We start from the raw sequence: 26,498 nt of genomic DNA, 5'->3' as shown, positions 1-26,498 counted from the left end.
TCGCGGCTTGAGCGCGCGACCGCGTTTCGTCAGCTGACGAGGCGCAACGGCGGCGGGGCGTCCAGCATCGTCGCCAGCCCTTCTCGCCAGGTCGGATAGGCGGGGCGCCAGCCCAGTTCCGCCTTGGCCAGGGCGTTCGAGACGCGTTTGGAATCCAGATAGAAGCGCCGCATGGCCTCGGTCACCGCCGGGTCGTCCAGATCGACCTCGGGCGGGCGAGGCAGGCCCAGTCGATCGGCGACCCATTCCATCACCGCATGGGCCGGGGCCGGTTCGTCGTCGGTCAGATTATAGGCGGCGCCGGGCCGGGGCCGGGCCATCGAGGCGAACAGGCCCGAGACGATGTCGTCGACATGGATCCGGTTGAAGATCTGGCCGGGCTTGCGCACCAGTTTCGCCGTGCCGTTCCGCAGCCGCTCGACCACGTTTCTGCCGGGACCGTAGAAGCCGGGCAGGCGGAAAATCTGCACCGTCAGCCCCATGCCGCGCGCCCCGTCCAGCCAGTCGCGTTCGGCCCGCACCCGGCGGGCGCCCTCCAGGGTGGCGGCGTTCAGGGGACCGTCCTCGAACACCCAGCCCCCGGCCCGGTCGCCATAGACGCTGGTGGAGGAGGCGTAGCCGATCCAGTCGGGCCAGGCGTCGCCCGCCACGGGGCCGAGGGCGCGCAGGGCGGGGCAGCCGTGGGCGTCGGGCGCGGCCGTGACCAGCACCGCCGTCGCCGCGTCCAGGGCCGTCTTCAACGCTTCGGCGTCGGTCGGATCGACGGCCGTGATTCCCTCGGCCTGCAGGGCGCGCCGACGCTCGGGGTCGCGCGAGGTGGCGGTCGCCCGGCCGCCGCGCCGGATCGCTTCCAGAGCGGCGGCCCGTCCGAGATAGCCGCCGCCGAAGACCAGCAGGTTCAGGGCGGGAACGGCGTCGGGCATGGTCAACTCGGGGACTTAACTCAGGCGGACAGGGCTTTGGCGGGCTGCACGGTCGCTTGCGGCCGCGCTTCCTGTTTCAGCGCCTCGGCGCGGCAGGGGTTCCAGGCGGAGACGCAGGGGATGCGCGCCCGGTCGGCCCGGTCGGCGTAGCGGCGGGCGATCTCGGTCACGTCCTGCATCAGGCCCTCGGCCAGGGTGATCGGCTTCAGCCCCAGCTCGCGGAACTGGTCGTTGGCCACGACCAGTTCGTTCTCGTCGGCCTCCTGGCGCGGATTGGGGACGTTGTGGACCTCGGCGCCGGTCATGTCGGCGACCATCCGGGCCAGGTCGCGGACGCGGCGGCTCTCGGTCATCTGGTTCAGGATCTTGACCCGGTCGCCGCGTTTCGGCGGGTTCTTCAGCGCCAGTTCGACGCAGCGCACCGTGTCCTGGATATGGATGAAGGCCCGCGTCTGGCCGCCCGAGCCGTGGACCGTCAGCGGATGGCCGAGCGCGCCCTGCATCAGGAACCGGTTCAGCACCGTGCCATAGTCGCCGTCATAGTCGAACCGGTTGATCAGCCGCTCGTCCAGCCGGGTCTCTTCGGTCTGGGCGCCCCAGACGATGCCCTGGTGCAGGTCGGTGATCCGCAACTGGTCGTTCCTGGCGTAGAACTGGAACAGCAGGGCGTCCTGCGTCTTGGTCATGTGATAGATGCTGCCCGGATTGGGCGGGAACAGGATCTCCTGTTCGGTCGGGCCGTGGTCGGTGTCGACCGTGACCTTCAGATAGCCCTCGGGGATGCGCAGGCCGGCGGTGGTGTAGCCATAGACCCCCATGGTGCCCAGATGGGCCAGGTGGACGTCCAGCCCGCTCTCGACGATGGCGGCCAGCAGGTGGTTGGTGGCGTTGATATTGTTGTCGACGGTGTAGAGCTTGTGCCGCGCCGACTTCATCGAATAGGGGGCGGCCCGCTGTTCGGCGAAATGGACCACGCTGTCCGGCGCCAAGTCGCGGATCAGGGCGACCAGACGGTCGAACTCCTTGCCCACGGTCATGTTGACGAAGCCGATCTCGCGGCCCGAGATTTCCTTCCAGGCCGCGATCCGCTCGCCCATGGTGCGGATCGGGGTCAGGGACTGGACTTCCAGCTCGTTGTCGATGTTGCGGCGGCTCAGGTTGTCGACGACGGTCACGTCCCAGCCGTTGGCCGACAGATGCAGGGCCGTCGGCCAGCCGCAAAAACCGTCACCGCCCAAAACCAGTACGCGCATGGGATAGCCTCATCGTCGTCTCAAAGCCCATGCCTAGCCCAGCGGACCGCCATCGGCAAAGCGGCGCTGTTAACGACGGGGTGCGACGCTTTGACGAATACCCCTTGGAAAGGGACGTCGCACAGGCTAAGTCATTCCTCGTCTCCCACTCAAACGCAGCTTTCCGGGCGCATACCCGGCTGTTCGCGACTTGAGCCGATCATGACGGTCGGTCCCGAAAGGACCGGCGCACCATGCGGGCGACAAGGCATTCCGACAGATCGACAATCGGGGATCGGCCCCGAGCGAAACGGAACCACGAAACGGACGGAACCGGCCCAGGCCCAGGCTCCGTCCCTGCACACGGTAGCGCGAATGAGAGATTTCAAGGGCATGAAGCGTCAGCGCGGACGCAATCGGAACAAGGCGGGCGCCAATAACGCCAATAACGCCAATCCGAATCGTTCGTGGGATTCGCAAGGCCCCGAAAACATCAAGGTCCGGGGCAACGCCCAGACGGTGTACGAGCGCTATCAGCAGCTCGCCCGCGACGCCTCGTCCGGCGGCGACCGGGTGCTGGCCGAGAATTATCAGCAGCACGCCGAACATTATTACCGCGTCCTGCGGGCCCTGCAGCCGCAGCGGTCCTTCTCCGACATCGCTGCGCGCGAACTGTCGAACCAGGGCTTCGACATCGATTTCGAGGACGAGTCCGGCGCCCAGGCCGCCGCATTCGTCGCCGCCCAGCAGGCCGCCGACCGCCAGGCCCAGGAAGCGTCCGAGCGCGCCGACCAGGGCCAGAACCGTGATCAGAATCGCGATCAGAACCAGAACCGCGACCGCGACTACAACCGCGATCGGGACCAGTCTCAGAACCGCGACCGGGATCGCGACCGGGACCGGGACCAGAACCGTGATCAGAACCGCGACGCACAGCCGCCGCGCGAAGACGGCGAAGTCCGCGCCGAGGGCGAGGGCGGCGGTCGCCGCGAGAGCCGTCGCGAACGCTGGGAGCGTCGCCGCGAGGAACGCAACCGTCGCTTCGACGGGCAGGAGAACGCCGGATCCGAAGACGCCGCCGACGCCGTCCAGGCCGAGGCTGCGCCGGTCGAGCGCGTCGCCGAGACGCCCGTCGAGGCTCCGGCCGCCGAGGAGCGTCCGCGTCGCCCCCGCCGCACCGCCGCCGCCAAGACCGAGGGCGACGACGAGGCGCCGACCGCCCTGCCGGGCTTCCTGACCCGCTCTTCGGCCCCTGCTCCGGCGGCCGAGACGACCGAGGACGGCGAGCCCGCGCCGCGCCGCCGCGCCCCCCGCCGCAAGGCCGAGGCCGCCGCCGACAGCGAGGGCTGAAGGCCGCTGGAATTCCTGGTGGGCGTGCGGCCTTGACGGCGGCCGCCCATACGGGGCCTAAGGGGACGACTTCGCCGTAAGCCTCGGCCCCCAGGGAAGCCTCGATGCGTCAGTTCGCCCAGTTTCGTCCGTCGGTTTCCGGCATGACGCGAGGCCTCGGCCTCGCCGCCCTGCTCGCCGTCGCCGCCTGCGCGTCCACGCCCCCTCCGCCTCCGCCCCCGCCGCCGCCTTCGGGCGGTTCCGCCGGCGCCCTGATGGACTGGCGCGGCGTCATCGTCTCGACCGACCGCGACCGGTATCAGCGCCGCGACGCCGCCTGGGACCTGGCCCTGCAGCAGGCCCGTCGCCAGCGCGGCTCCGGCGACCTGAACAGCCTGGGCGACCTGATCAATCCCCATGCGGCGCGTCCGGGCGTGGCTCCGCCCGCCGGGACCTACCGCTGCCGCACCGTCAAGCTGGGCTCCCAGGGCGGCGAGGACGGCCTGGGCTATGTGATCTACGGCTGGTTCGCCTGTCGGATCGAACAGACCCCGCGCGGGCTGAAGTTCACCAAATTGACCGGATCGCAGCGCCCCTCCGGCTTGATCTTCCCCGAGAACGACCGCCATATGGTGCTGCTGGGCTCGATGGCCCTGGCCCAGGAACCGGCGGCCAACTCCTATGGCCAGAACCCCGACCGCGACCTGGTCGCCGTGGTCGAGCGGATCGGCGAGGCCCGCTGGCGACTGGTCCTGCCCTGGCCGCAGTATGAGTCGAACCTGGACCTGATCGAACTGGTCCCTGCGGCGAACTGATTTCCGGCTGGGCCGTTTCCTGGTTCCCATCCGCCGGAGATCGATCATGCGCCGCACCTCTTTCGCCCTCGTGCTTCTGGGCGCCACAGCGCTCGCCGCCTGTGGCGACAACAGCCCGTCCAGCCCGGCCGAGTCCTCTCCTGCGGTGACTGAACCGGCCGCCGGGGTTCCGCCCCAGGCCGCGCCCGAGGCGACGGCTACGCCCGCGCAACAGGCGGCTCCGGCCGGCCCCGGTCAGGGCGGACTCCAGGGTGGAACCGACGACTGGCGTCGTGTCGCCACGGCCGAGGACGCCAGTCTGCTGGGCCGTCTGGATCAGGCCTGGCGTCTGGCCCGCGCCGAGGCCGAGGATGGCGGATTTTCGGCCCAGGTCGAGGCCCTCGGTCCCCTGGTGGACCCCAACGCCGCCCAGGCCGGCCGGGTCCAGCCCGCGCCGGGAACCTATCGCTGCCGCACGATCAAGCTGGGCCGCCGCGTGGAGGGGCAGGGGCCGGCCTATGTCGACTATCCCTGGTTCGCCTGTTCGGTCGAGATGACCCCCGGCGGCGATCTGGTCCTGACCAAGACCACCGGCTCGCAGCGGACGCGCGGCCTGCTTTATCCGGATACGGATCGTCGCCTGGTCTATGTCGGCGCCCAGGCCTGGGGCGCCGACGAAAAGACCTTCCCCGCCTATGGCGACAAGCCTGAGCGCGATCAGGTCGGGGTGCTGGAGCGGATCGGCCAGAACCGCTGGCGTCTGGCCATCCCCTGGCCGAAGCAGGAGGCCAAGCTGGAACTGCTGGAGATCACGCGCTGATGCGCCGCGCCGCCGTCGCCGCGCTTCTGATGCTGGCCGCCTGTTCCGGCGAGAAGGAGAAGCCGCCCCAGGTTCATGAGGCCGGCGCGCCGCCCGCCGTCGTCGCGGCGGCGCCGACCGGTCCGGTCGAGGGGGTGACGCTGAACGCGGCGACGGTGGTGCTGGACGGCGACCGTCTGTTCCAGCCCGGAACCACCGAACTGTCGGCCGGGGCCGAGCCCATGCTGCTGAAGGCCGCCGCACTGGCGCCCCGCGGCGGGGCCCTGGTCGTCTCCGCCTATGGCGCTGACCCCGGTCAGGCGATGCAGACGGCCAAGGCGGCGATGGAGGCCCTGTCCTATGTCGGCGGCCTGTCCTTCAGCCGGCTGCAGCCCCAGGCCGTCGTCGATCCGACGCAGGGACGCCGAATCGTCGTGGCGGCGCGGCCGAACTAGGCGGGGGTGCAGGTCAGGGATCTGGCGTAGGCGACGCCAGAGGGATCCAGTCGCCGCGCCTCGGCCATCTGGGCGTCAGCTTCATCGCACCGGCCCAGGGCGGCCAGCACCTCGGCGTAGGAATGGCGGATCGGCGCGATGGCCGGAAGCGCGGCTACGGCCGCCTCGCAATAGGGCAGGCCCTCGGCCGCCCGGCCCGCCTGGAACAGGGTGTAGCAGTGATTGTTCTTGAGCCCCGGCTCGTCGGGCGTCAGGGCCAGGGCGCGTTCGCTGTCGGCGATGGCGGCCGGATAGTCGCCCAGCCTGGCCAGAAGGCCCGCACGGTTGGTCAGGGCGATCCCGTCCTCGGCCGGCAGGCCCATGAACAGGGTCCGGGCGGCCGTGAAGGCGGCCGGGTCGCCGTCCTTCAGGATCGGCAGGATGCGGATCAGCACCTCGAACCTCAGCTGGTCCGTCACGGGCAGGTCGTCGGCTGGGTCGCCGGACGGACTGATTTCGCCCTGCAGTATGCGCCAGGCCAGGGCGGCGTCCGCCCGGGCCTCTTCGGTGCGGCCGACATGGTGATAGGTGTCGGCGCGGAAGGTGTGGAAGACGACGTCCGAGGTGACCGTCTGACCCGGCGGAATCGCCTCGTCATACAGGGTGACCGCGCGGGAATAGTCGCCCTCCAGATAGGCCTGCGACGCCAGGTTGATCAGGGCCAGGGCGCGCGGCATCGACCCCCTGGGCGCCGTGTCGGCGCAGGCCTGGAAGTCGACGTTTCCGGCCTGGTCCATCCGGCAGGCGGCCGGAACCTCCGCATTCGGATCGACCGGCGCTTGGGTCGTCGGGTCCGGCAGGGCCAGGGCCGCGGCCAGGATCAGGGCGAAGGTCGCGATCATCTCAGTCCACGCGCGTCAGTTTCAGGTCCTGATAGTCGTAGGAGAAGTCGATGTCCGGCGACACGCCCTTCATCGTCGCCGTCGCCGGGCGGGCCGTCTGGATGGCGAAGGTGACGAAGGCGTCCTCCTCGCGCTTGTCCGGGAAGCGGGTGCGGAAGGTCTCGCCGTCATAGGGCTCCAGCCAGCCCTGCAGCGCCGGGGTGTGGGTGAAGCTCAGCCACAGGCCGGGCTTGCGGCTGCGCCCGCGCCCATGTGTCTTGGGCACGATGGTGATGTCGCCGTACCAGGGATCGCGCCAGGTTCCGGCATAGGTGTCCAGCGGCATGGCCGGGGCCGCGCCGGCCGCCTGTTTGGCGTCGATCTCGGCGGCGGCGGCGATGGACTTCGCATTGCCCTCGGTCTCCATCCGCTTGGAGTCGGCGATCCAGTCGACGTCGACCTTGCCCATGCAGAGGTCGGAGATCCCCGAACGCAGGGCCCGCAGCAGGAAGCTCTCCTCGGCGTTGGAGAAGATGCAGAAGCCGGTCTTGCGGCCGGGGATCAGCACGGTCGCCGAGATCCCGCCCGGCGAGCCGCCGCCGTGGCTGACGATCCGCTCGCCGCGATAATCCTGCACCTGGAAGCCCATGGCGTAGGTCGAGGCGATGGACCGGTTCGGCAGTTCCGCCGTCGGCCCGGCCGAGCTGCCCACGATGATGTTCGGCTTCCACATCTCGCGCGCGGCGGCTTCCGAGAACAGACGCGTCCCGTCGGGCAACAGGCCGTCGTTCAGCCGTACCGCGATCCACTTGGCCCAGTCGGTCGGGGTGGTGCAGATGCCGCCCGCCGCCGCGGCGGAGTCCCAGTTCCACACCTCGGCGATGGAGTCGGCGATCTGGGTCATGGCACCCTGATAGCGCAGCGGCGGTCCGACCCGGCCATGGGGCAGGGCGGACCTGGCCGGATCGGCGAGGCGCGCCAGGGGCACGGTCTCGGTCATGCCGACCCTGTCGAGAATCCGGGTCTGGACGAAGTCTTCCCACGACAGGCCCGACACCGCCTCGATCACGGCGCCGGCCACCACGAACATCAGGTTGCAATAGTGGTAGGCGGCGCGGAACCCGTCCTCGATCGGCACGAAGGCGGCCTGGGCGATCACCTCGGCGCGGGTGCGGTCGCTGTTGGGCCAGAACAGCAGGTCGCCGGCGCCCAAGCCGAAGCCGGCGCGGTGGCTGAGCGCATCCCGCACCGTGATGTGGTCGGAGATATAGGGGTCGGATAGGCGGAAGTCGGGCAGATAGGTCCGGATCGGCGCATCCCACTTCACCTTGCCCTCGTCGACCAGGATGGCCAGGCCGGCGGCGGTGACGTTCTTGGAGTTGGAGGCGATGGCGAACAGGGTGTGTTCGTCGGCCCGCGCCGCCGCGCCCTGTTTCTTGACGCCGTAACCACGCGCCAGAACCGTCGCCCCGTCCTTGACCACGGCGATCCCCAGGGCCGGCTGTTCCGGCCAGGCGGCCATGGCCTTCTTCACATAGGCGTCGACCGCTGCGGCCAGGGAGACGTCGTCGTTGGCGGAAGCCTGCGCCCACGCGGTTTGCGAGAGGGCGGGCTGAACCGCCAGCGCCGCCGCGCCTCCGGAAGCGAACAGAGAACGGCGCGACAGGCGAAGGGACATGGGGCAGGCTCCGGAAATACTCACGGCGACGCTAACGCCGTCGCAAGCCCGGGCCAAGGGCGCTTCGTCCGTCGTGGCGTTCCGTGAACAAGGCGTAATGAAATGGATGTAACTGAACCCACAACCCGAGCGCTGCTAGGTTGAGCGCGCGCCGGGTGAGCGAAGTCCCCGGATACAGGGGGTATGCCATGTCGAAGATCAAACTCATTCCCTTGATCGGGCCCTTGGTCGGGCCCTTGGTCGTGCCCTTGATCGGAGGCGCTCTCGCCTTGCCGGCCGGAGCGGCCGCCGCCCAGTCGCAGCCCGCGCAGACGCCGCCGGCCCAACCTGCTCCGACCCAGACCGCTCCGACCCAACTTGCTCCGGGCCAGACCGCCTCCGCCCAGACGCCGCCTGCGGACAAGGCCGCCCCATCCGAGGTCCAGGACGTGGTCGTCACTGGCCAGGCGGACGCCGTCCGCACCTCGATCGATTCCATCAGCTACAGCCTGGCCAACGACCTGCAGGCCACGACCGGCAGTCTGGCCGACGCCCTGCGCAACGTGCCCTCGGTCGATGTCGATCCTCAGGGCAATGTCAGCCTGCGCGGCGATTCCAGCGTGACCATCCTGGTCGACGGCCGTCCGTCCGGCATCCTGACCGGCGAGGGGCGGGCCCAGGCCCTGCTGCAGCTGCCGGCCGACCGCTACGCCCGGATCGAGGTCATGACCAATCCGTCGGCGGTCTACAGCCCCGAAGGATCTGGTGGGGTCATCAATCTGATCACCAAGCCGACGGCGCCCAAGCCGGGCACGACCACGACGGGCTCGGTCCGCGCCAATGTCGGCGACGGCGGGCGCTGGAACCTGGGCGTCAGCGGCTCGCGTCAGGACGGCAAGCTGACCCTGTCCGGCGATCTCAGCTATCGTGTCGATCCGATCGAGCTGGAGTTCCCGCGCCTGCGCGAACAGTATGATCCGGTCACCGGCACCCTGACCCAGACCACGCGGGTCGAACAGAGCATGGAACAGGACCAGACCGGCGCCGTGGGCCGTCTGACCGCAGAATACAAGCTGACCGACAAGACCCAGCTGTCGCTGGAGGTGCGCGGCAATGCGGTGGACGGCGACGGTGATCTGAACAGCCTGTTCGAGACCCGCGACGCCGCAGGCGCCCTGGTCAGCGCCTATCGTCGCGACAGCACGACCCGTTTCGACTTCTCCAACTGGGGCGTCACCGGCCGGGTGGTGCAAAAGCTCGACGACGCAGGTCATGAATGGTCCAACGAACTGCGCTTTGACCGCAACGAGAACGAGATCTCGTCCCTGACGCGCAACGACTTCATCACGCCCGAGGCCGCCGACCTCTATGAGCGCAATCGTATTGACGGCGGCCAGGACATCCTGGGCTTCACCAGCGCCTATGTCCGACCGACCACGGACGGCGGCAAGATCCGCCTGGGCTATGAACTGACGGATCAGCGTCCGGATCAGGACAGCGCCTTCCTGCGCGGCCCGTCCGAGGCGGGGCTGGCGGTCGTGCCCGAGCTCAGCAACCGGTTCGAGGGTTCGCAGACGGTCCATGCGCTATACGGCGCCTGGGAGAAGCCCCTGACCGCCAAACTGTCGGCCCAGGCCGGGCTGCGACTGGAGCAGGCCTATATCGAGATCGACGACCGGACCTCGGGCCTGTCGGCGGACCAGGACTATTTCAAGGCCTATCCGACCGGCCATCTGCAGTACCAGTTGTCCGAGACCCAGACCCTGCGCGCCTCCTATTCGCGCCGCATCCAGCGGCCGCAGCTGCAGCAGCTGAACCCCTTCGTATCGTACCAGGATCCGCTCAGCCGCCGCTCGGGCAATCCGGACCTGAAGCCGCAGGAGACCGACAGCGTCGAGGCCATGTGGCAGATGCGCAAGGGCCAGAGCTTCTATCAGGCCACCGCCTTCCTGCGCGACACCGACGGCGCCTTCACCGATGTGACGACCGATCTGGGCGGCGGAATCCTGCTGACCCGGCCCGAGAATCTGGGCGGCCGGCGCGACTATGGGGTGGAGGCCAATCTCAACGGCCGTCTGCACCCGACCCTGCGCTACAGCGCCGGCGCCACCCTGTCCCGTCAGGAGATTGATGCGGCGGGCATCGTCGGCGGTTCGGACCGCGAGGGCGAGGTGGCGTCGGGGCGGCTCAGCCTGAACTGGCAGCCGACGGCCAAGGACTTCGTCCAGGTCATGGGCTTCTGGCAGGGGGACCAGCTGCTGGCGCAAGGCACGCGGGAGGCCGGCGGCATGGTCAATCTGGGTTATCGCCGCAAGCTCACCGAGACCCTGTCCTTCCAGTTCACCGGTCGCGACATCTTCAACAGCTTCAACAACAGGACGGTGTTCGACACCCCCCTGTTCCGCGAGGAGACCGAGCAGAAGATCAAGCTGCGCGCCTTCTATGTCGGCCTGACCTGGAGCCTGGGCTCCGGGCCGCGCCGTCAGCCGGAACAGTTCGACTTCTCGGCACCTTCGACGGGCGGCTGACGGCGGAATCGGGGCGTTGCGATGGGCGGCGGAGATTCCGCCGCCCATCCCCTTGCGTGCCCTCGGCGCCACACCATTTCGTTTGCGACAGCTCAAGGCGTCGCTTCCTGAAAGGGCGTTCTTGGGATCAAATCCGCCTCACGAGGGGAACGCATGAATCTCGATCTCTATTCCGACCGCGCCAAACAGGCGGTCCAGTCGGCCCAGTCCCTGGCCCTGGCCCGTCGTCACCAGCAGTTCGCGCCCGAACACCTGCTGAAGGTATTGCTGGAGGAACGCGACGGCCTGGCGCGCAATCTGATCAACGCCGCCGGCGGCGACGTGCGCCGCGCCGAGGCCGACACCGAGACCGCGCTGAAGAAGCGCGCCCAGGTCACCGGCGGCTCGGGCCAGCTCTATCTGGACGGCGACACCGCCCGCGTCTTCGCCGCCGCCGAGGACGCCTCGAAAAAGGCCGGCGACGCCTTCGTCACCACCGAACGCCTGCTGGCCGCCCTGGCCAAGGAGGGCGGGGTCGCGGCCGAGGTGCTGAAATCCTCCGGCGTCACCGCCGACAAGCTGGACGCCGCCATCGCCGAGGTCCGCAAGGGCAAGACGGCCGACAGCGCCGGCGCCGAGGACGGCTATGACGCGCTGAAACGCTATGCCCGCGACCTGACCCTGGCCGCCCGCGACGGCAAGATCGACCCGGTCATCGGCCGCGACGAGGAGATCCGCCGCACCATTCAGGTCCTGGCCCGCCGCACCAAGAACAACCCCGTCCTGATCGGCGAACCCGGCGTCGGCAAGACCGCCATCGTCGAGGGACTGGCCCTGCGCATCGTCAACGGCGACGTGCCGGAGAGCCTGCGCGACAAGACGGTGATGGCGCTCGACATGGGCAGTCTGATCGCCGGCGCGAAGTATCGCGGCGAGTTCGAGGAACGGCTGAAATCCGTGCTGAACGAGGTCTCGGCGGCCGAGGGCGGAATCGTCCTGTTCATCGACGAGATGCACACCCTGGTCGGCGCCGGAAAGGGCGACGGGGCCATGGACGCGTCGAACCTGCTGAAGCCGGCCCTGGCGCGCGGCGAACTGCACTGCGTCGGCGCCACTACCCTGGACGAGTACCGCAAGCACGTCGAGAAGGACGCGGCCCTGGCCCGTCGCTTCCAGCCGGTCTTCGTCGCCGAACCCACGGTCGAGGACACGGTGTCGATCCTCCGTGGACTGAAGGAGAAGTACGAGGTCCACCACGGGGTCCGCATCTCGGACAGCGCCATCGTGGCGGCCGCCACCCTGTCGAACCGTTACATCACCGACCGCTTCCTGCCGGACAAGGCCATCGACCTGATCGACGAGGCGGCCAGCCGGGTGCGCATGGCCGTGGACTCCAAGCCCGAGGCCCTGGACGAGATCGACCGCCGCCTGGTCCAGCTGAAGATCGAGCGCGAGGCCCTGAAGAAGGAGACGGACACGGCGTCCCAGCATCGTCTGGAGAAGCTGGAGGACGAGATCGCCGATCTGGAGGGCCAGTCCGACGACATGACCGCCCAGTGGAAGGCCGAGAAGGACAAGGTCGGCGCCGGCGCCCAGTTGCGCGAGACCCTGGACCGTCTGCGTCTGGAGCTGACCAACGCCCAGCGGGCGGGGGATCTGGGCCGCGCGTCCGAGATCGCCTACGGCCAGATTCCGCAGATCGAGAAACAGCTGGCCGAGGCCGAGGCGAACGAGACCGACGGCGCTTCAGGTCATGGGGGCCCGCTGACGCCGGAAGTCGTCGACGCCGAACAGATCGCCGCCGTGGTCAGCCGCTGGACCGGCGTGCCCGTCGACAAGATGCTGGAGGGCGAGCGCGAGAAGCTGCTGCAGATGGAGGTCGCGCTCGGCCATCGCGTCGTCGGTCAGGACGAGGCCCTGGCCGCCGTCTCCGACGCCGTGCGCCGCGCCCGCGCCGGGCTGAACGACCCGAACCGTCCGCTGGGCAGTTTCCTGTTCCTGGGCCCGACGGGCGTGGGCAAGACCGAACTGACCAAGGCTCTGGCCGAGTTCCTGTTCGACGACGAGGCGGCCATCACCCGGCTGGATATGTCGGAATATATGGAGAAGCATTCGGTCAGCCGTCTGATCGGCGCCCCTCCCGGCTATGTCGGCTATGACGAGGGCGGGGCCCTGACCGAGGCGGTGCGTCGCCGTCCTTATCAGGTCGTCCTGTTCGACGAGGTGGAGAAGGCCCACCCCGATGTCTTCAACGTCCTGCTGCAGGTGCTGGACGACGGCCGTCTGACGGACGGTCAGGGGCGGACCATCGACTTCCGCAACACCCTGATCATCATGACCTCGAACCTGGGCTCGGAATTCCTGGCCAACCAGGGCGAGGGGGACGACGTCGAGGCTGTGCGGCCCTTCGTCATGGAGGCCGTCCGCGGCCATTTCCGCCCCGAGTTCCTGAACCGGATCGACGAGATCATCCTGTTCCACCGCCTGGGCCGCGACCAGATGGGCGGCATCGTCCGCATCCAGCTGGCCCGGTTCGAGAAGCTGCTGGCCGACCGCCGCATGGCGATCGACCTGGACGACGGCGCCCTGGCCTGGCTGGCGGACCGGGGCTACGATCCGGTCTATGGCGCGCGGCCGCTGAAGCGCGTCATCCAGAAGGAACTGGTCGACCCCATCGCCCGCAAACTGCTGGCCGGCGAGATCGAGGACGGCGGGGTGATTGCGGTCTCAGCCGGGGAGGACGGGCTGGAGATCGGCAAGGCGCGGGTGCATTAGGCGTCTATTCTTGTTGAAGAGACAGTGGCCACCCTGACCCTATGGGGTTCAGGGTGTGCCAGCCTAGTGTGTGATCTAGATTTTCGAGATCTGCGTCGTTGAACTGCGCCCAGGCATCGATCATTTGACCCATCATATAGCGCTCCATTGTAGAGCGGCGGTTCGCGCGCCAGACAATTAATTCTGGATATCCCAAACGACCATCTGGGAGGGCGACTTGATGCGTTTCCATGGAAACCCAAACAACATCTACCTCTTTTAAGGCGGGTTCATTGGCCTGAAGAGCTGCTCGAACAGCATAAGCTGCGATGCTGGCCTCAATCTTTTGAGGTTTATCAATCAGGACGATTGCCAGTCCTGCCGCACCAGCGAGTTGTAATTTTAAGCGGGTGTCGCTGATTTGAGAGTTGGCATGTTGAAGCATTTTTCGAACAGGGCGACCTCCTATGGTCACCATCATTTCGTTTATTTCGGCCCCGTTTTCTCGACCTGCTAACACGCGCTGCATTCCGACAGTGCCGGCGATGAAGATACGTGGTTCTTGGCGAAGAGCCTCATTCATCAGTCTGTTCATGCGAACGGAGGGGTAGCCTTCGATCTGCTTGAGTTCTGCAATGAACTGACGATCCCAGAGGAGATAGTCCGCTATCTTTCCAATTTTGTGGTGAGAGGAGAATTTTTTGTCATCAAGATTTTCGGTTCCTTCTCCGGTAAGAAGAAACCGTTTCATTCTATATTCTAGAGATCGAGCTGGTTTGCGGCTTGAGGGCCGAACGAACACAAGAATTCTGCAGTCGTCGCTTGGTTCGCCCATGCTTGATGATCTCTCTTTCGTCATCCTCCGGCAAGCCGCGTCTTCGCGGCGCAGACCGGGGGACCCAGCGGCGCCGAAGGCGAAATCTCACCACCGCACGAACCTTAAACATCGTGTCCGCGACAGGTTCGCGCTCTCGCGCGCCGCTGGGTCCCCCGGTCTCGCTACGCTCGCCGGAGGATGACGAAAGGGGATGGCATTGGCGTAAGTTCGTGGATCGTTCAGGTTGTGACTATGCCGACGCATCGCACCTTCATCGCGACCTACATCATGGCCAGCGGGCGGAACGGCACGCTCTATGTCGGCATGACGGCGAACCTGGTCGCGCGAGTGTGGAAACATCGCAGCGGCGTCTTCGACGGCTTCTCCAAGGCCTATGGCTGCACCCGTCTGGTCTGGTTCGAACGGCATTCCTGGATCGTGGACGCCATCGCTCGCGAGAAGCGGCTCAAGAAATGGAACCGTGACTGGAAGCTGAAGCTGATCGAGGCGGCCAACCCGGATTGGGCCGATCTGGCCGCAGACTGGTATCCGGTGAACGATCCGAACTGGACGCCGCCGCTGGAGGACGATTGAGCCCTGATCCCCAAACACCAGCGTCTCGCATTCTTTCGTCATCCTCCGGGCCGCAAAGCGGAACAGGGGGACCCAGCGGCGCGCGCGAGCGCGAACCTGTCGCGGACACCGGCAGTCAGAGCGGCGGTTAGATTTCGCCTCCGGCGCCGCTGGGTCCCCCGGTCTGCGCCGCGAAGACGCGGCTCGCCGGAGGATGACGAAAAGATACGGGTTCGCACCCTCCGTCCGCTTTCCGACACTTATCCCGGAACCAACCCCGCCGCAGCGCTTTCCGCCATCGGCGGATCGCGGGGGGCGTGAGCCGCCTGCGATATCGGATGTGGCTTTGACCGACGACAGACTGGCTTTCCTGGGCGCCGAAACCGAGATGGGCGCCCTGACGCGCGCCTTCGACTGGGGCGCCACCCCGCTCGGCCCGGCCGAGGACTGGCCCGTCTCGCTGAAGACGGTGGTCGGCATGATGCTGGCGACGCGCCAGCCGGCCTGCATGGCCTGGGGGCCGGAACTGACCTTCCTCTACAACGACGCCTATCTGCCCTTTCTGGCCGTCCGCCACCCGGGCGCCCTGGGCGCGCCCTTCCATCAGGTCTGGGCCGAGATCTGGGACGGGATCGAACCCCTGGCGGACAAGGCCCTGTCGGGCGAGGCGACCTGGGTCGAGGACCTGCATCTGGTCATGACCCGGCGCGGCTATGCCGAGGACACCTGGTGGAGCTTCTCCTACAGCCCGCTGCGCGACGACGACGGCCGGGTCGCGGGTCTGCTGGACCTGTGCGCCGACACCACGGACAAGGTCCTGGCCCTGCGCCGCGCCGCCGCCATGGAGGAACTGTCCGAACTGACCGCCCATACGCGCGATCCCAACGAGGTCCAGCGTCTGGCCGCCGGTCTGCTGGGCCGGGCCCTGGGCGTCGCGCGCGTCACCTATGGCGAGGTCGAACCCGACGGGAGCCGGGTCGTCGCCGCCCGCGACTGGACCACGGACGCGGTCGAGACCATCGACGGCGAGACCAGCGCCTTCGACAATTTCGGCCCCGAGATCGGTCCCAGCCTGAATCGCGGCGAGACCCAGCGGATCGACGATGTGACGACCGATCCGCGCACGGCCGCCCATGTGGCCGCCTATCGCGCCCTGAACATCCAGGCGGTGGTCGCCGTGCCCCTGGTGCGCGAGGGGCGGCTGCGGGCCACCCTGGCCCTGCACGAGCCCGGTCCGCGCCGCTGGACCGACCACGACCTTGCCCTGGCCGAGGCGGTCGCTGCCCGAACCTGGGACGCGGTCGAGCGCGCTCGCGCCGAACAGGCCCTGCACGCCCTGAACGAGACGCTGGAGGTGCGGGTGATGGAACGCACCGACGCCCTGCTGGAGACCCAGGAGGCCCTGCGCCAGTCGCAGAAACTGGAGGCCATGGGCCAGCTGACCGGCGGGGTGGCCCACGATTTCAACAATCTGCTGACCCCGATCTTCGGCAGTCTGGACCTGCTGCAGCGGCGCAAGGTCGGGGGCGAGCGCGAACAGAGACTGATCGACGGCGCGCTGCAGTCGGCCGAGCGCGCCCGGGTCCTGGTGCAGAGGCTGCTGGCCTTCGCCCGGCGTCAGCCGCTGCAGCCCGTGGCCGTCGACGTCTCCGGCCTGGTGATCGAGATGGGCGCCCTGCTGGACAGTATCACCGGCCCGCAGATCCGCGTGGCGGTCGAGGCGGCCGCCGGCCTGCCCGCCGCCCGCGCCGATCGCAACCAGCTGGGGATGGCGATCCTGAACCTGGGGGTGAACGCCCGCGACGCCATGCCGGACGGCGGATCCCTGCGGGTCTCGGTCGCCTCGGTCCACCCGGACGAGCGCCGGCCGGAGGGTCTGGTCCCCGGTCCCTATGTCCGGCTGTCGGTCGCCGACACCGGCACGGGCATGGACGATGCGACGCGCCGCCGCGCCATCGAACCTTTCTTTTCCACCAAGGGGGTGGGCAAGGGCACGGGTCTGGGCCTGTCGATGGTCCACGGTCTTGCGGCCCAGCTGGGCGGCGCTCTGACCATCGCCAGCGCGCCCGGCGCGGGGACCAATATCGAACTGTGGCTGCCCGCCACCGGCGAGGCGGTCGGAGTCGCCGCGCCGGAGATCGAGACGGTCAAGACCGGCGCGGGCCTGGCCCTGGTCGTCGACGACGAAGCCCTGGTCCGCGCCTCGACCGCCGCCTCCCTGGCCGAGCTGGGCTATGGGGTGATCGAGGCCGACAGCGGCGAGGCGGCGTTGCAACTGCTCGATTCCGGGGTTCATCCCGACATCCTGGTGACGGACCACTTGATGCCCGGCCTGTCCGGGGTCGAACTGGCCCGCCGCCTGCAGCAGCGGGCGTCCGGCTGCGCCATCCTCATCGTCTCCGGCTATGCCGAGGTCGAGGATCTGGCTCCCGACCTGCCTCGCCTGGTCAAACCCTTCCGCCACGCCGATCTGGCGGCGGCCTTGGCCGGCGCCAAGGGTTAGGGATCAACCGCCAAGGCCCATGGCCTGGACCAGGGCGGCGATCTCTTCGCGGGTGATGAAGCCGTCGCGATTGCGGTCGGCCGTGGCGAACCGCTCGCCGCCCAGGCTGCGGAATTCGTTCAGGTCGATGGCGCGGTCGCCGTTGCGGTCGATGGCGCGCAGTTTCTGAAGCTGTTCGCGGCCGGGACGACGTTGCGGCGCGGGCGCGTCCTCGGGACGCAGGGCGCGCAGTTCGGACATGGTCAGCCGCCCGTTCCGGTCGGCGTCGGCGCGGGCGAACATCTCCTCGCGGGCGGACTCGAACTCGGCGCGCGAGAGGCGGCCGTCGTTGTTGACGTCGATCCGCTGGAACATCTGCCGTCCCATGTCGCCCGGCGCAGGCGTCTGAGCGAAAACGGGATGGGCGACGGCGGTCAGGGCGGCGGCGATCAGGGCGGAGACGGCGAGGGCTTTCATGGTCGTTTTCTCTCGGAAAGGGGAACCCCGGCCGTGCGGTTGGGGGAGGAACACGGCCGGGGCGACGGGCGGAGGACAGGGGGGACGAGATCTCCGCCCGAACCGGGTCAATAGGGATAGGTGACGGTCGAGCTGCGGCCTGCGCCGTTGTTGGCGGTCGCCGTGCGGTTCACGGTCACGCCGCTCTCGTCGCGATAGGCGTCGACCTGGCGGTCGTAGCCATAGCCGTTCGAGGTCTGGATTCCGGCTGAACGGCTGTAGCTGTCGGTGTCGTGGGCGATGGAGGCGGTGCGGCTCTGGCTGTTGCCGGCCGGGCCGACGCGGACCGATGAGGTGGCGTAGCCGTTTCCGGTGTCGACCGTGGCGCGGGCCCGGGAACTGAACCAGCCGTGTCCGTCGATAGATCCGCTGCGCGATACCGAGGCCGAGCCGGGGCTGCGGTGAATGTCGGCGCTGCGGCTGGCGCTGTGGTAGGGGCCGCTGACGCTGGCGGAGCGGTGACGGGCGCGCGACTGGGCCTCGGCGCTGTCGGCGGCGACGACGACGCCGGCCAGGGCCGTCAGACCGGCGACGGCGGCGGCGAAGGTGCGGGAGCGGATCATGGGGCGGTCTCCTCGGGTTCGGGGTCCGGCCTGTTCCGGACGACTGCAGACTGACAGAGCCGACCGCCAGGGGTGTGTCGCCCCGGCGCCGGTCTGTAACGGCGTGTATCCCCCACTGGCGGGGCGCGGGCGGGTGGGCCAAGCTTGGGTCATGACGACGGCGCTGATCTATCTGGTCGAGGACGATCCCGAGATCCGGGACCTGGCGTGCGCCCTGCTGGCGCGCGAAGGGTTCGACTGTCGCGCCTTTGCCGACGCCGCCGGCTTCTGGTCGGCCTGGACCGCGCGTCGGCCCGATCTGGTGCTGCTGGACATCATGATGCCGGGCGAGGACGGGCTGTCGGTCTGTCGCCGGATCCAGGGCGAGCGGCCGGTGCTGATCGCCTCGGCGCGGGGCGAACCTCTGGATCGGGTGGTCGGGCTGGAGGTCGGCGCCGACGACTATATCGCCAAGCCGTTCGAGCCGCGTGAACTGGTCGCCCGGGTCCGCGCCCTGCTGCGGCGGCGCGACCGGGCCGATCCCCGCGTCCGGCTGCAGCCTGTCGCCCGCCATTTGATCTTTGACGGCTGGCGGCTGGACCTGGCCGCCCGCGCCCTGACGGACGCCGAGGGTCGGGGGGTGGAACTGACCGCCGGCGAGTTCGACCTGCTGGCCGCCTTCGTCCGCCGCCCGCAGCAGGTCCTGTCGCGTGACGCCATCATGGACGTGTTGAAGGGGCGTCAGGCCGAGGTCTTCGACCGGTCGATCGACATTCAGGTCTCGCGCCTGCGCCGCAAACTGGGCGACCATCCGCGCGAGCCGCGCCTGATCCGCACTGTGCGCAACGCCGGCTATCTGTTCGCCGCCGACGTCGAGGTCGAGGGATGAGGCGGTTCGGCCTCGCCAACCGACTGGCCCTGACCCTGGTCCTGATCGTGGCGGCGCTTCAGGCGGTCAGCGTCCTGGGCCTGATGCGGTTCCAGCGGATGGAGCAGGAGGACTGGCGGCTGCCGGTGCCGGTGCGGATCGCCGCCGCGGCCGAGGCCTTGGACCACACCCCGTCGGCGCGGCGCGACGACCTGCTGGTGGCGCTGAACGGCGACGCCACCCGCTTCTTCATCGCCGAGGGGATTCCCGACGGCTATCGGCTGCAAGGCGAGCCTCCGCCCCTCGTGCTGCACAGCTATGGCGCGGGCCTGGCGGCGCGCGACGTCCGGCTGCTGGTCCCGGAGGAGCGACGCGAGTTCCGCCCCCGCTTCCAGCGCCGCAAGACCGCCTTCTACGCCGTCTCCGTGGCCCTGGCGGACGGGCAGAGGCTGGTGGTGGCGCCGGGCCTGACCCAGCGTCGGCGCGGCATGGCCATGGCCACGCTCGTGTTCAATCTGCTGGTGGGGCTGACGGCCGCGGTCCTGGTGTGGCGGATGACCCACCGGGCGACCCGCGACCTCCAGGCGATCGCCGACGCTTCGGACCGGTTCGCCGTCGATCTGGCCGCCCCGCCGATGGACGAGACCGGCCACGCCGAGGCGCGCCGCGTCGCCTCGGCCTTCAACCGGATGCGCGCTCGCATCCAGGCCCTGATGAGCGAGCGGATGCGGATGCTGGCGGCGGCGGCCCACGACCTCAAGACCCTGATGACCCGGCTGCGGCTGCGGGTCGCCCTGATCGAGGATGCGGACCAGCGGGCGCGGGCCGACCGCGACGTGGCCCTGATGGCCACCCTGATCGAGGACGTGCTGCTGGTGGCGCGGGGCGAGGAGAGGCCCGCCGTCCTCGCGCCTGTCGAGGTGGCGGAACTGTTGACCGACCTGGTGCGCGAACGCGCCGCTCTGGGCCAGGCCGTGACTCTGGGGCGGCTTGAGCCCGGCCGGATCCAGGCCGATGCGGTCGCCCTGCGTCGGATCGTCGAAAACCTGATCGAGAACGCCGTCGCCTACGCCGGGTCGGCCGAGGTCGGGTTCGAACGCGACGACGACCGCTGGCGGCTGGCCGTGATCGACCATGGCCCCGGCCTGACCCGGGCGTTTGCGGCGCACGCCTTCGAGCCGTTCGCGCGCGGCGAGGCCTCGCGCAGCCGCGAGACCGGCGGTTCGGGCCTGGGCCTGTCCATCGCCCGCTCCCTGTCGCAACAGATGGGCGCCGATGTCCGTCTGGAGACCACCCCGGGCGGCGGCGTCACGGCGGTGGTGCTGTTCTCGCCCCTTCGTCCGTAGGGAAGTGTGGCAACCAAAGGTTGCGTGTGATAGGGAGGGGAGGCGGATCGGTTTCGGAGGGGAACATGATCGACAAGGGCTCCGCGTCTCCAACCCAGGATATGCGGCTGCGCGGCGACAAGGCGCTGCGGCTGCGGGCGGCCCTGATCGAGGGGCCGCGCAGCGATCCCAACGGCTTTGAACGGCTGATCGGCAAAAGCGACCTGATGTCGATCAACTTCCTCGATCGCGGCCGCCGCGCGGCCGAGGCGGTATGCCGCGTCAAGCTGCCGATGGACGGGGGGCACGCCTATGGCACCGGCTTCCTGGTCGGTCCGCGGCTGCTGCTGACCAACAACCACGTCCTGGCCAGTTCGGACGAAGCGGCCCAGGCCGAGGCGGAGTTCGGCTACGACCATGATCTGGACGGGGTGGTGCGCGCGCCGGTCCAGTTCAACTTTGCGCCGGATCAGTTGTTCTTCACCTCCGTCGAACTGGATGTGACCCTGATCGCCGTGACGCCCCTTTCGGAAGAGGGCGTGCCGCTGGAACGCTACGGCTGGCTGCCGCTGCTGCCCCTGTCGGGCAAGGCGGTGGAGGGGGAATGGGTCACCATCGTCCAGCATCCGAACGGCCAGCCGAAGCAGATCGCCATCCACGCCAGCCAGATCGTCACCCTGGCGCCCGATCTGACCCCGGCCAATCCGGCCCGGTTCATCCATTATTCGACCGACACCGAGCCCGGCTCGTCCGGCGCGCCCGTCTTCAACGACCAGTGGCAGGTGGCCGCCATTCACCACAAGGCCGTGCCCGCTCCGGACAGCGATCCGGCCGATCCGGTCTGGCTGGCGAACGAGGGGGTGCGGGTCAGCGCCATCTTCAACCTGCTGGAACGCAATCGGTTCGAGAGCGAGAGCGCCCAGCTGGCGCTGGACCGGATCGAACGCGGTATCGGATTTCCGCCGATCGGCCGTCCCTCGGCCCTGCCCGTTCTGTCGACGACCGAGCAGAATGCGCCGTTCAAGACGTCGCGCTGGACCAAGACCGACCTCGGCTACGATCCCGATTTTCTGTCGGAAGGGGTTCCGCTGGAGCCGATCTATCGCGCCCTGGCCGATGCGGGAAAGGTCGCGCCGCTGAAGGACGGCCCCGGGCGCGAACTGACCTATTTCCATTTTTCGGCCGTCATGTCGGCCGAGCGACGCTTCCCCCTGCTGACGGCGGTCAATATCGACGGCGGCAAGCTGGTCCGGGTCAAGCGCAAGGATAGCTGGCGCCCGGACGCGCGGATCGACGCCGCCTATCAGTCGGACGACGAATGCTATGTGCGGACGCGCGCCGAGGAGAAGGTCTATTTCAGCCGGGGCCATCTGGTGCGGCTGCTGGACCCCTGCTGGAGCGACGCCGCCACGCCGGAACAGCGCGAGGCCGACGCCCGGCGGGGGATGGAGGACAGTTTCCACTTCACCAACGCCGCGCCCCAGGCCCAGACCTACAACGACCAGGACTGGGGCAATCTCGAGGACTATGTGCTGGAAAAGGCCCAGACCACCGAGCGTCGGCTGACGGTCTTCACCGGCCCGATCTTCAGGGAGGACGACCCCGTCTATGGCCGAACCCGCAAGGGCGGGCCCTGGCGCATCCCGCTGTCCTTCTGGAAGATCGCCGTGCTGCAGAAGACGCCGGACGACATCGCCGCCGCCGCCTTCGTCAACGGACAGACCGAATATGTCCGCGCCCTGTACGAGGCGAAGGTGTTCTCCGGCCTGCGCCCCTATACGATCGACGAACTGCGCTCGCGCAAGATCCAGACGACGATCGCCGCGGTCGAGGAGCTGACGGGGCTCGACTTCGGCGAGCTGAAGCGGTTCGACGCCCACGGCAGCCTGGAGTCCACGCGTCGGACCCGCTGGTTCAACCGCCTCGAGGATATCGCGATCTGACCCGCCTCTATTCCTGCGGAATCGGATTGGTCCGGGGATCCGGGCCGTTGGTCACCACGCGGTCGCGCTCTCCCAGGTCCTTGACCACCTTGACGTCGGTGAAGCCGGCCTCTTCGAACAGGGCCTTGACCTGCGGGCCCTGGTCCCAGCCGATCTCCACGGCGAAGACGCCCAGGGGTTTCAGGATGCGGCGGATCTCAGGGACCAGGTCGCGATAGGCCTGCAGGCCGTCCGGCCCGCCGTCCAGGGCCAGATGCGGATCGTGGTCGCGCACCTCGGGGTCCAGGGTCGGGATGTGATCGGTCGGGATATAGGGCGGGTTGGACACCACCAGGTCGAAACTGGCGTCGCCGAAGCCGGCGGCCCATTCGGTGCGCAGGAAGGTGGCGCGGTCGTTCAGGTCCAGGTTGGCCGCGTTCTCCTTCGCCACGGCCAGGGCCTCGCTGGAAATGTCGGTGCCGACGCCGTGGGCCGCCGTCCGCTCGGCCAGCAGGGCCAGCAGTATGGCGCCCGAACCGGTGCCCAGGTCGATGGCGCTGAAGGCCTCGTTCTTGGCGAAGGCCAGCATGGCCACGTCCATGATGGTCTCGGTGTCGGGCCGGGGGCTCAGCACGTCGGGGGTGACGTTCAGGATGATCTTCCAGAAGCCCTTCTTGCCGACGATGCGCGAGACGGGCTCGCGGCGCAGGCGGCGCTCGACCATGGATTCGTAGTCGGCCTTCTGTTCGGCCGTGACCACGCGGTAGGGATCCGTGAGAATGTCCATGCGGCTGGCGCCGGCGGCGGCTTCCAGCAGCAGGCGGGCGTCGATGGCCGGGCTGTCGATGCGGCCGTCCTTCAGGCGGGCCTGAGCGGCCTTCCACACGGTCAGCAGGGTCGCGGCGCCGTCGGTCGGCTTGGGGGAGAGGGGCTCGGTGGTCATGGCCCGGTGATTGGCCCTTTGGGCGAGGGATTTCAAGCGGCGCCGATTTCTCGGCGCGGGGGAACAGGGGCGGCGGCATCGCCGTTTCGCGAGGGATGGCCAGAATGAAATCCAAGCCCAGATCCAAGTCGTCTTCTCGATCCGGGGCTGGACCCGCCGATCTGATCCGCAGCCTGACCGGCGGGGGGCGAGACGCGCCGTCCGGCGTCGGGCCGTGGAAGTTCGCCGCCGCGGTCCTGGGCGGGCTCGCCGCCGGCGCCGGCGCGGCCCACATTCTCTACACCCAGGGTCACAAGGTCGGGGTCGAGCTGCGCCCCGAACGCCCCGAACCCCTGCCGCCCAAGCCGCCGACGCCGGAAGACTACGACGAAAAGGAGCCGGGGCGCGGCCGCATGGCCCGTCGCCCGGAACATATTCCGCGCAAGGGCTGGACCGACATCCTGTGGCGCACCGGCGCCTCCTATTTCGGGGATCGTGTGGGGTTCGTCGCCGGCGGCGTGACCTTCTTCACCCTGCTGTCCCTGTTCCCTCTGCTGGGGACATTCGTGACCCTGTACGGCCTGTTCGCCGACCCGGCCAAGGCCTGGGAGCGGCTGCAATTCCTCTACGCCCTGCTGCCCGACACCATCGCCGAATTCCTCGGGTCGCAGATGCAGCGCCTGGCCGAGAACTCGTCCGGGGAACTGACCTTCACCCTGATCTGGACCGTGGCCCTGTCGCTGTGGAGCGCCAATGGAGCGGTCAAGGTGCTCTTCTACGGACTGAACGTCGCCTATCATCAGGTCGAGAAGCGCAACATCGTCCGCTACAACCTCCTGTGCCTCGGCTTCACCATCGGCGCCCTGCTGGCGGTCATGCTGACGTCGACCATCGTCGTCGGCGTGCCCGTGGTGCTGGGCCTGTTCGGGCTGCAGGAAGAATGGCGCTATCTCGCCTGGCTGCGCTGGCCCCTGCTGCTGGTCGGCTTCATCGCCGCCCTGACCCTGATCTATCGTTTCGGCCCTTGCCGGCAGAAGGCGCGCTGGCGCTGGCTGACGCCGGGGGCCATCTTCGCCGCCCTGATCAGCCTCAGCATCTCACTGGTGTTCAGCTGGTATCTGAACACCTTCGTGCGGCTGGACTCCTACGGTCCCCTGGCGGCGACCATGGGCTTCCTGCTGTGGACCTGGATCTCGGTGCAGGTGATCCTGATGGGCGCCGAGCTGAACGCCGAGATAGAGCACCAGACCGCCATCGACACCACGACCGGAAAGCCTATGCCGATCGGCGAACGGGGCGCCACCGTGGCCGACACGGTCGGGGCGCGACGCGGCAACCCCGCCGCCCTGGCCTTCACCCAGCGCCATGCCGAGGCGGTCGCCGACCGCCTCAGGGGGCGCCGCGACCGCCGCGAGCGCCAGGCCGTCGCTACAGAATGAACCGGCTCAGATCGACGTCCTTGGTCAGCAGGCTCAGCTTGTCGCGCACCGCCTCGCCGTCGAACGACACGGTCTGACCCGACAGGTCCGAGGCCTTGAAGCTGGTCTCTTCCAGCACCCGTTCCAGCACGGTCTGCAGCCGCCGCGCGCCGATGTTCTCGACGGCGGAGTTCGCCGCCACCGCCGCATCGGCCAGGGCCTCCACCGCATCGTCGGTGAAGGTCAGGGTCACGTCCTCGGTCGCCAGCAGGGCCTGGTTCTGACGGATCAGATTGGCCTCGGGCTCGGTCAGGATCCGCTTGAAGTCGTCGCGGGTCAGGGCCTTCAGCTCGACCCGGATCGGCAGGCGGCCCTGCAGTTCGGGCAGCAGGTCCGACGGCTTGGCCACATGGAAGGCGCCCGAGGCGATGAACAGCACATGGTCGGTCTTCACCGGCCCGTATTTGGTCGAGACGGTGGTGCCCTCGATCAGGGGCAGCAGGTCGCGCTGCACCCCCTCGCGGCTGACGTCGGCGCCGGAGGCGCCCTGGCGGGCGGCGACCTTGTCGATCTCGTCCAGGAAGACGATGCCCTCGTTCTCGGCCAGCAGCAGGGCCTCCTTCGTCAGGCTGTCCTGATCCAGCAGCTTGTCGCCTTCCTCGGCGATCAGGGGCGTGGTCGCGTCGCGGACGGTCAGCTTGACCGTCTTGGTGCGGCCGCCGCCCATCTTGCCCAGCATCTCCGACAGGTTCAGCAGGCCGACGTTGCCGCCGCCGGGAATGTCCAGCCCCTGGATCGGCGAGGCGGTGTCGGCCAGGGCGATCTCGATCTCCTTGTCGTCCAGTTCGCCGGCCCGCAGCTTCTTGCGGAAGCTGTCGCGGGTCGCGGCGCCCGCGCCCGGTCCGACCAGGGCGTCCAGGATCCGGTCCTCGGCCGCGCCCTCGGCCCGCGCCCGGACCTCGCCGCGCCGGCGGTCGCGCACCATGACCAGGGCGCTTTCGACCAGGTCGCGCATGATCTGGTCCACGTCGCGACCGACGTAGCCGACCTCGGTGAACTTGGTGGCCTCGACCTTCAGGAAGGGCGAGCCGGCGAGGCGCGCCAGACGCCGGGCGATCTCGGTCTTGCCGACGCCGGTCGGGCCGATCATCAGGATGTTCTTGGGCGTTACCTCGTCGCGCAGATCCTCGGGCACGCGCTTGCGACGCCAGCGGTTGCGCAGGGCGACGGCGACGGCGCGCTTGGCGTCGTCCTGGCCGACGATATAGCGATCGAGTTCGGAGACGATTTCGCGGGGGGAGAGGTCAGTCATGGCGTTCAGATAGGACGCCGGGAAGCCGAACGGGAGGGGGCAGGGCGTCGCGTGTTAATCGCGTCTCCTCCCCATCGCAGATGGGGAGGGGGACCGCGAAGCGGTGGAGGGGTTCTTGAAACCCCACCGGCGTTCGTTCTTCGCGCGTTAAGAACCCCTCCGTCGCGGCGCGAAGGCGCGCCGCGCCACCTCCCCGCGAAGCGGGGAGGAGACGGGACTGCGGGGCAGCAAAAAGGCGTCCCCCGGATCGGGGGACGCCTTGATGTGGCTGTTGCGCCGTCGTCGCCGGATCAGGCGGCGTTGGCGGCCTTCTTCTTGGCTTCAAGCTTGTCCAGGTGGGCCTTCATGCCGGCCTCGATCAGGGCGGCGGCCTCGCCGGCGTCGCCCCAGCCCTTGACCGTGACCGACTTGCCCTTCTCCAGGTCCTTGTAGCGGGTGAAGAAGTGCTCGATCTGCTCGATCAGGATGGCCGGCAGCTGACGATAGCTGGC

22 protein-coding genes are annotated in these 26,498 nt (G+C 68.8%); 12 read left to right on the top strand and 10 right to left on the bottom strand.

Annotated features, from left to right (window positions below):
• Positions 1-29: 29 nt before the first annotated feature.
• Positions 30-923, bottom strand: a complete 894-nt coding sequence (locus ACIQ1T_RS16880; RefSeq protein WP_395945720.1) for an SDR family NAD(P)-dependent oxidoreductase — start codon at positions 921-923, stop codon at positions 30-32.
• A gap of 20 nt (positions 924-943) precedes the next feature.
• Positions 944-2,176 (bottom strand): NAD-dependent epimerase/dehydratase family protein, encoded by a 1,233-nt coding sequence (locus ACIQ1T_RS16875; RefSeq protein ID WP_395945719.1) that lies wholly within the window; start codon positions 2,174-2,176, stop codon positions 944-946.
• A gap of 354 nt (positions 2,177-2,530) precedes the next feature.
• Between ACIQ1T_RS16875 and ACIQ1T_RS16870 the strand changes: the two genes are divergently transcribed.
• The 4 genes from ACIQ1T_RS16870 (at position 2,531) to ACIQ1T_RS16855 (ending at position 5,532) form a co-directional block, all read left to right on the top strand.
• Positions 2,531-3,505, top strand: coding sequence for a DUF4167 domain-containing protein (locus tag ACIQ1T_RS16870; protein WP_395945718.1), 975 nt, complete (start codon positions 2,531-2,533; stop codon positions 3,503-3,505).
• Between the two features lie 104 nt (positions 3,506-3,609).
• Positions 3,610-4,299 (top strand): DUF4893 domain-containing protein, encoded by a 690-nt coding sequence (locus ACIQ1T_RS16865; protein WP_395945717.1) that lies wholly within the window; start codon positions 3,610-3,612, stop codon positions 4,297-4,299.
• Between the two features lie 46 nt (positions 4,300-4,345).
• On the top strand, positions 4,346-5,098 hold the full coding sequence (locus ACIQ1T_RS16860; RefSeq protein ID WP_395945716.1) for a DUF4893 domain-containing protein: 753 nt from the start codon (positions 4,346-4,348) through the stop codon (positions 5,096-5,098).
• On the top strand, positions 5,098-5,532 hold the full coding sequence (locus ACIQ1T_RS16855) for a hypothetical protein (protein ID WP_395945715.1): 435 nt from the start codon (positions 5,098-5,100) through the stop codon (positions 5,530-5,532). Before ACIQ1T_RS16860 ends, ACIQ1T_RS16855 begins: the two co-directional genes overlap by 1 nt.
• Here ACIQ1T_RS16855 and ACIQ1T_RS16850 read toward each other — a convergent pair.
• Both ACIQ1T_RS16850 and ACIQ1T_RS16845 read right to left on the bottom strand, forming a co-directional pair.
• Positions 5,529-6,413 (bottom strand): hypothetical protein, encoded by an 885-nt coding sequence (locus ACIQ1T_RS16850; protein ID WP_395945714.1) that lies wholly within the window; start codon positions 6,411-6,413, stop codon positions 5,529-5,531. The two genes, ACIQ1T_RS16855 and ACIQ1T_RS16850, sit on opposite strands and share 4 nt — an antisense overlap.
• A gap of 1 nt (position 6,414) precedes the next feature.
• On the bottom strand, positions 6,415-8,070 hold the full coding sequence (locus ACIQ1T_RS16845) for a serine hydrolase (RefSeq protein ID WP_395945713.1): 1,656 nt from the start codon (positions 8,068-8,070) through the stop codon (positions 6,415-6,417).
• Positions 8,071-8,258: 188 nt separating this feature from the next.
• Here ACIQ1T_RS16845 and ACIQ1T_RS16840 point away from each other — a divergent pair, with 188 nt between their 5' ends.
• Both ACIQ1T_RS16840 and clpB read left to right on the top strand, forming a co-directional pair.
• A complete protein-coding gene (locus tag ACIQ1T_RS16840; RefSeq protein WP_395945712.1) occupies positions 8,259-10,577 on the top strand; it encodes a TonB-dependent receptor domain-containing protein in 2,319 nt (772 codons plus the stop codon).
• Positions 10,578-10,730: 153 nt separating this feature from the next.
• Complete coding sequence (gene clpB, locus ACIQ1T_RS16835; protein ID WP_395945711.1) at positions 10,731-13,331, top strand: ATP-dependent chaperone ClpB; 2,601 nt, start codon at positions 10,731-10,733, stop codon at positions 13,329-13,331.
• A gap of 4 nt (positions 13,332-13,335) precedes the next feature.
• On the opposite strand, the gene ACIQ1T_RS16830 is transcribed toward clpB, so the two are convergent.
• Positions 13,336-14,061, bottom strand: coding sequence for a hypothetical protein (locus ACIQ1T_RS16830; RefSeq protein WP_395945710.1), 726 nt, complete (start codon positions 14,059-14,061; stop codon positions 13,336-13,338).
• 318 nt (positions 14,062-14,379) lie between these two features.
• Between ACIQ1T_RS16830 and ACIQ1T_RS16825 the strand changes: the two genes are divergently transcribed.
• Together ACIQ1T_RS16825 and ACIQ1T_RS16820 are read left to right on the top strand one after the other, a co-directional pair.
• On the top strand, positions 14,380-14,721 hold the full coding sequence (locus tag ACIQ1T_RS16825; RefSeq protein WP_395945709.1) for a GIY-YIG nuclease family protein: 342 nt from the start codon (positions 14,380-14,382) through the stop codon (positions 14,719-14,721).
• Between the two features lie 325 nt (positions 14,722-15,046).
• A complete protein-coding gene (locus ACIQ1T_RS16820; RefSeq protein WP_395945708.1) occupies positions 15,047-17,203 on the top strand; it encodes an ATP-binding protein in 2,157 nt (718 codons plus the stop codon).
• A 3-nt stretch (positions 17,204-17,206) separates the two neighbouring features.
• Here ACIQ1T_RS16820 and ACIQ1T_RS16815 read toward each other — a convergent pair whose 3' ends face one another.
• Positions 17,207-17,659 (bottom strand): EF-hand domain-containing protein, encoded by a 453-nt coding sequence (locus ACIQ1T_RS16815; protein ID WP_395945707.1) that lies wholly within the window; start codon positions 17,657-17,659, stop codon positions 17,207-17,209.
• A 107-nt stretch (positions 17,660-17,766) separates the two neighbouring features.
• Positions 17,767-18,261, bottom strand: a complete 495-nt coding sequence (locus tag ACIQ1T_RS16810) for a hypothetical protein (RefSeq protein WP_395945706.1) — start codon at positions 18,259-18,261, stop codon at positions 17,767-17,769.
• Between the two features lie 151 nt (positions 18,262-18,412).
• Between ACIQ1T_RS16810 and ACIQ1T_RS16805 the strand changes: the two genes are divergently transcribed.
• From ACIQ1T_RS16805 to ACIQ1T_RS16795, 3 genes are all read left to right on the top strand, one after another.
• Positions 18,413-19,129 carry a response regulator gene (locus tag ACIQ1T_RS16805; protein ID WP_395945705.1) on the top strand — a complete coding sequence of 239 codons (717 nt, stop codon included), beginning with the start codon at positions 18,413-18,415 and terminating at the stop codon, positions 19,127-19,129.
• On the top strand, positions 19,126-20,454 hold the full coding sequence (locus ACIQ1T_RS16800; RefSeq protein ID WP_395945704.1) for an ATP-binding protein: 1,329 nt from the start codon (positions 19,126-19,128) through the stop codon (positions 20,452-20,454). Before ACIQ1T_RS16805 ends, ACIQ1T_RS16800 begins: the two co-directional genes overlap by 4 nt.
• A gap of 65 nt (positions 20,455-20,519) precedes the next feature.
• Positions 20,520-22,376: a DNA/RNA non-specific endonuclease gene (locus tag ACIQ1T_RS16795; RefSeq protein WP_395945703.1), complete on the top strand. Its 1,857-nt coding sequence runs from the start codon at positions 20,520-20,522 to the stop codon at positions 22,374-22,376.
• 7 nt (positions 22,377-22,383) lie between these two features.
• Here ACIQ1T_RS16795 and prmC read toward each other — a convergent pair whose 3' ends face one another.
• Positions 22,384-23,298, bottom strand: coding sequence for a peptide chain release factor N(5)-glutamine methyltransferase (prmC, locus tag ACIQ1T_RS16790; protein ID WP_395945741.1), 915 nt, complete (start codon positions 23,296-23,298; stop codon positions 22,384-22,386).
• 104 nt (positions 23,299-23,402) lie between these two features.
• On the opposite strand from prmC, the gene ACIQ1T_RS16785 reads away from it, so the two are divergent.
• Positions 23,403-24,716: a YihY/virulence factor BrkB family protein gene (locus ACIQ1T_RS16785; protein WP_395945702.1), complete on the top strand. Its 1,314-nt coding sequence runs from the start codon at positions 23,403-23,405 to the stop codon at positions 24,714-24,716.
• Here the strand turns inward: ACIQ1T_RS16785 and hslU are convergent.
• Both hslU and ACIQ1T_RS16775 read right to left on the bottom strand, forming a co-directional pair.
• Positions 24,706-26,007, bottom strand: a complete 1,302-nt coding sequence (gene hslU, locus ACIQ1T_RS16780; RefSeq protein WP_395945701.1) for an ATP-dependent protease ATPase subunit HslU — start codon at positions 26,005-26,007, stop codon at positions 24,706-24,708. The two genes, ACIQ1T_RS16785 and hslU, sit on opposite strands and share 11 nt — an antisense overlap.
• Before the next feature lie 290 nt (positions 26,008-26,297).
• On the bottom strand, positions 26,298-26,498 hold a 201-nt coding region (locus ACIQ1T_RS16775; protein ID WP_395945700.1), incomplete at its 5' end, for an inorganic diphosphatase.

The organism is Brevundimonas sp. (assembly GCF_044336875.1).
Lineage (GTDB): Bacteria > Pseudomonadota > Alphaproteobacteria > Caulobacterales > Caulobacteraceae > Brevundimonas.
This window is presented reverse-complemented; position numbering and strand designations above follow the sequence as displayed.

Bases quoted from the DNA above. Each gene is read 5' to 3' on its own strand.
- ACIQ1T_RS16880 (WP_395945720.1), bottom strand. From the start codon at position 923: ATGCCCGACGCCGTTCCCGCCCTGAACCTGCTGGTCTTCGGCGGCGGC.
- ACIQ1T_RS16875 (WP_395945719.1), bottom strand. From the start codon at position 2,176: ATGCGCGTACTGGTTTTGGGCGGTGACGGTTTTTGCGGCTGGCCGACG.
- ACIQ1T_RS16870 (WP_395945718.1), top strand. From the start codon at position 2,531: ATGAGAGATTTCAAGGGCATGAAGCGTCAGCGCGGACGCAATCGGAAC.
- ACIQ1T_RS16865 (WP_395945717.1), top strand. From the start codon at position 3,610: ATGCGTCAGTTCGCCCAGTTTCGTCCGTCGGTTTCCGGCATGACGCGA.
- ACIQ1T_RS16860 (WP_395945716.1), top strand. From the start codon at position 4,346: ATGCGCCGCACCTCTTTCGCCCTCGTGCTTCTGGGCGCCACAGCGCTC.
- ACIQ1T_RS16855 (WP_395945715.1), top strand. From the start codon at position 5,098: ATGCGCCGCGCCGCCGTCGCCGCGCTTCTGATGCTGGCCGCCTGTTCC.
- ACIQ1T_RS16850 (WP_395945714.1), bottom strand. From the start codon at position 6,413: ATGATCGCGACCTTCGCCCTGATCCTGGCCGCGGCCCTGGCCCTGCCG.
- ACIQ1T_RS16845 (WP_395945713.1), bottom strand. From the start codon at position 8,070: ATGTCCCTTCGCCTGTCGCGCCGTTCTCTGTTCGCTTCCGGAGGCGCG.
- ACIQ1T_RS16840 (WP_395945712.1), top strand. From the start codon at position 8,259: ATGTCGAAGATCAAACTCATTCCCTTGATCGGGCCCTTGGTCGGGCCC.
- clpB (WP_395945711.1), top strand. From the start codon at position 10,731: ATGAATCTCGATCTCTATTCCGACCGCGCCAAACAGGCGGTCCAGTCG.
- ACIQ1T_RS16830 (WP_395945710.1), bottom strand. From the start codon at position 14,061: ATGAAACGGTTTCTTCTTACCGGAGAAGGAACCGAAAATCTTGATGAC.
- ACIQ1T_RS16825 (WP_395945709.1), top strand. From the start codon at position 14,380: ATGCCGACGCATCGCACCTTCATCGCGACCTACATCATGGCCAGCGGG.
- ACIQ1T_RS16815 (WP_395945707.1), bottom strand. From the start codon at position 17,659: ATGAAAGCCCTCGCCGTCTCCGCCCTGATCGCCGCCGCCCTGACCGCC.
- ACIQ1T_RS16810 (WP_395945706.1), bottom strand. From the start codon at position 18,261: ATGATCCGCTCCCGCACCTTCGCCGCCGCCGTCGCCGGTCTGACGGCC.
- ACIQ1T_RS16805 (WP_395945705.1), top strand. From the start codon at position 18,413: ATGACGACGGCGCTGATCTATCTGGTCGAGGACGATCCCGAGATCCGG.
- ACIQ1T_RS16800 (WP_395945704.1), top strand. From the start codon at position 19,126: ATGAGGCGGTTCGGCCTCGCCAACCGACTGGCCCTGACCCTGGTCCTG.
- ACIQ1T_RS16795 (WP_395945703.1), top strand. From the start codon at position 20,520: ATGATCGACAAGGGCTCCGCGTCTCCAACCCAGGATATGCGGCTGCGC.
- prmC (WP_395945741.1), bottom strand. From the start codon at position 23,298: ATGACCACCGAGCCCCTCTCCCCCAAGCCGACCGACGGCGCCGCGACC.
- ACIQ1T_RS16785 (WP_395945702.1), top strand. From the start codon at position 23,403: ATGAAATCCAAGCCCAGATCCAAGTCGTCTTCTCGATCCGGGGCTGGA.
- hslU (WP_395945701.1), bottom strand. From the start codon at position 26,007: ATGACTGACCTCTCCCCCCGCGAAATCGTCTCCGAACTCGATCGCTAT.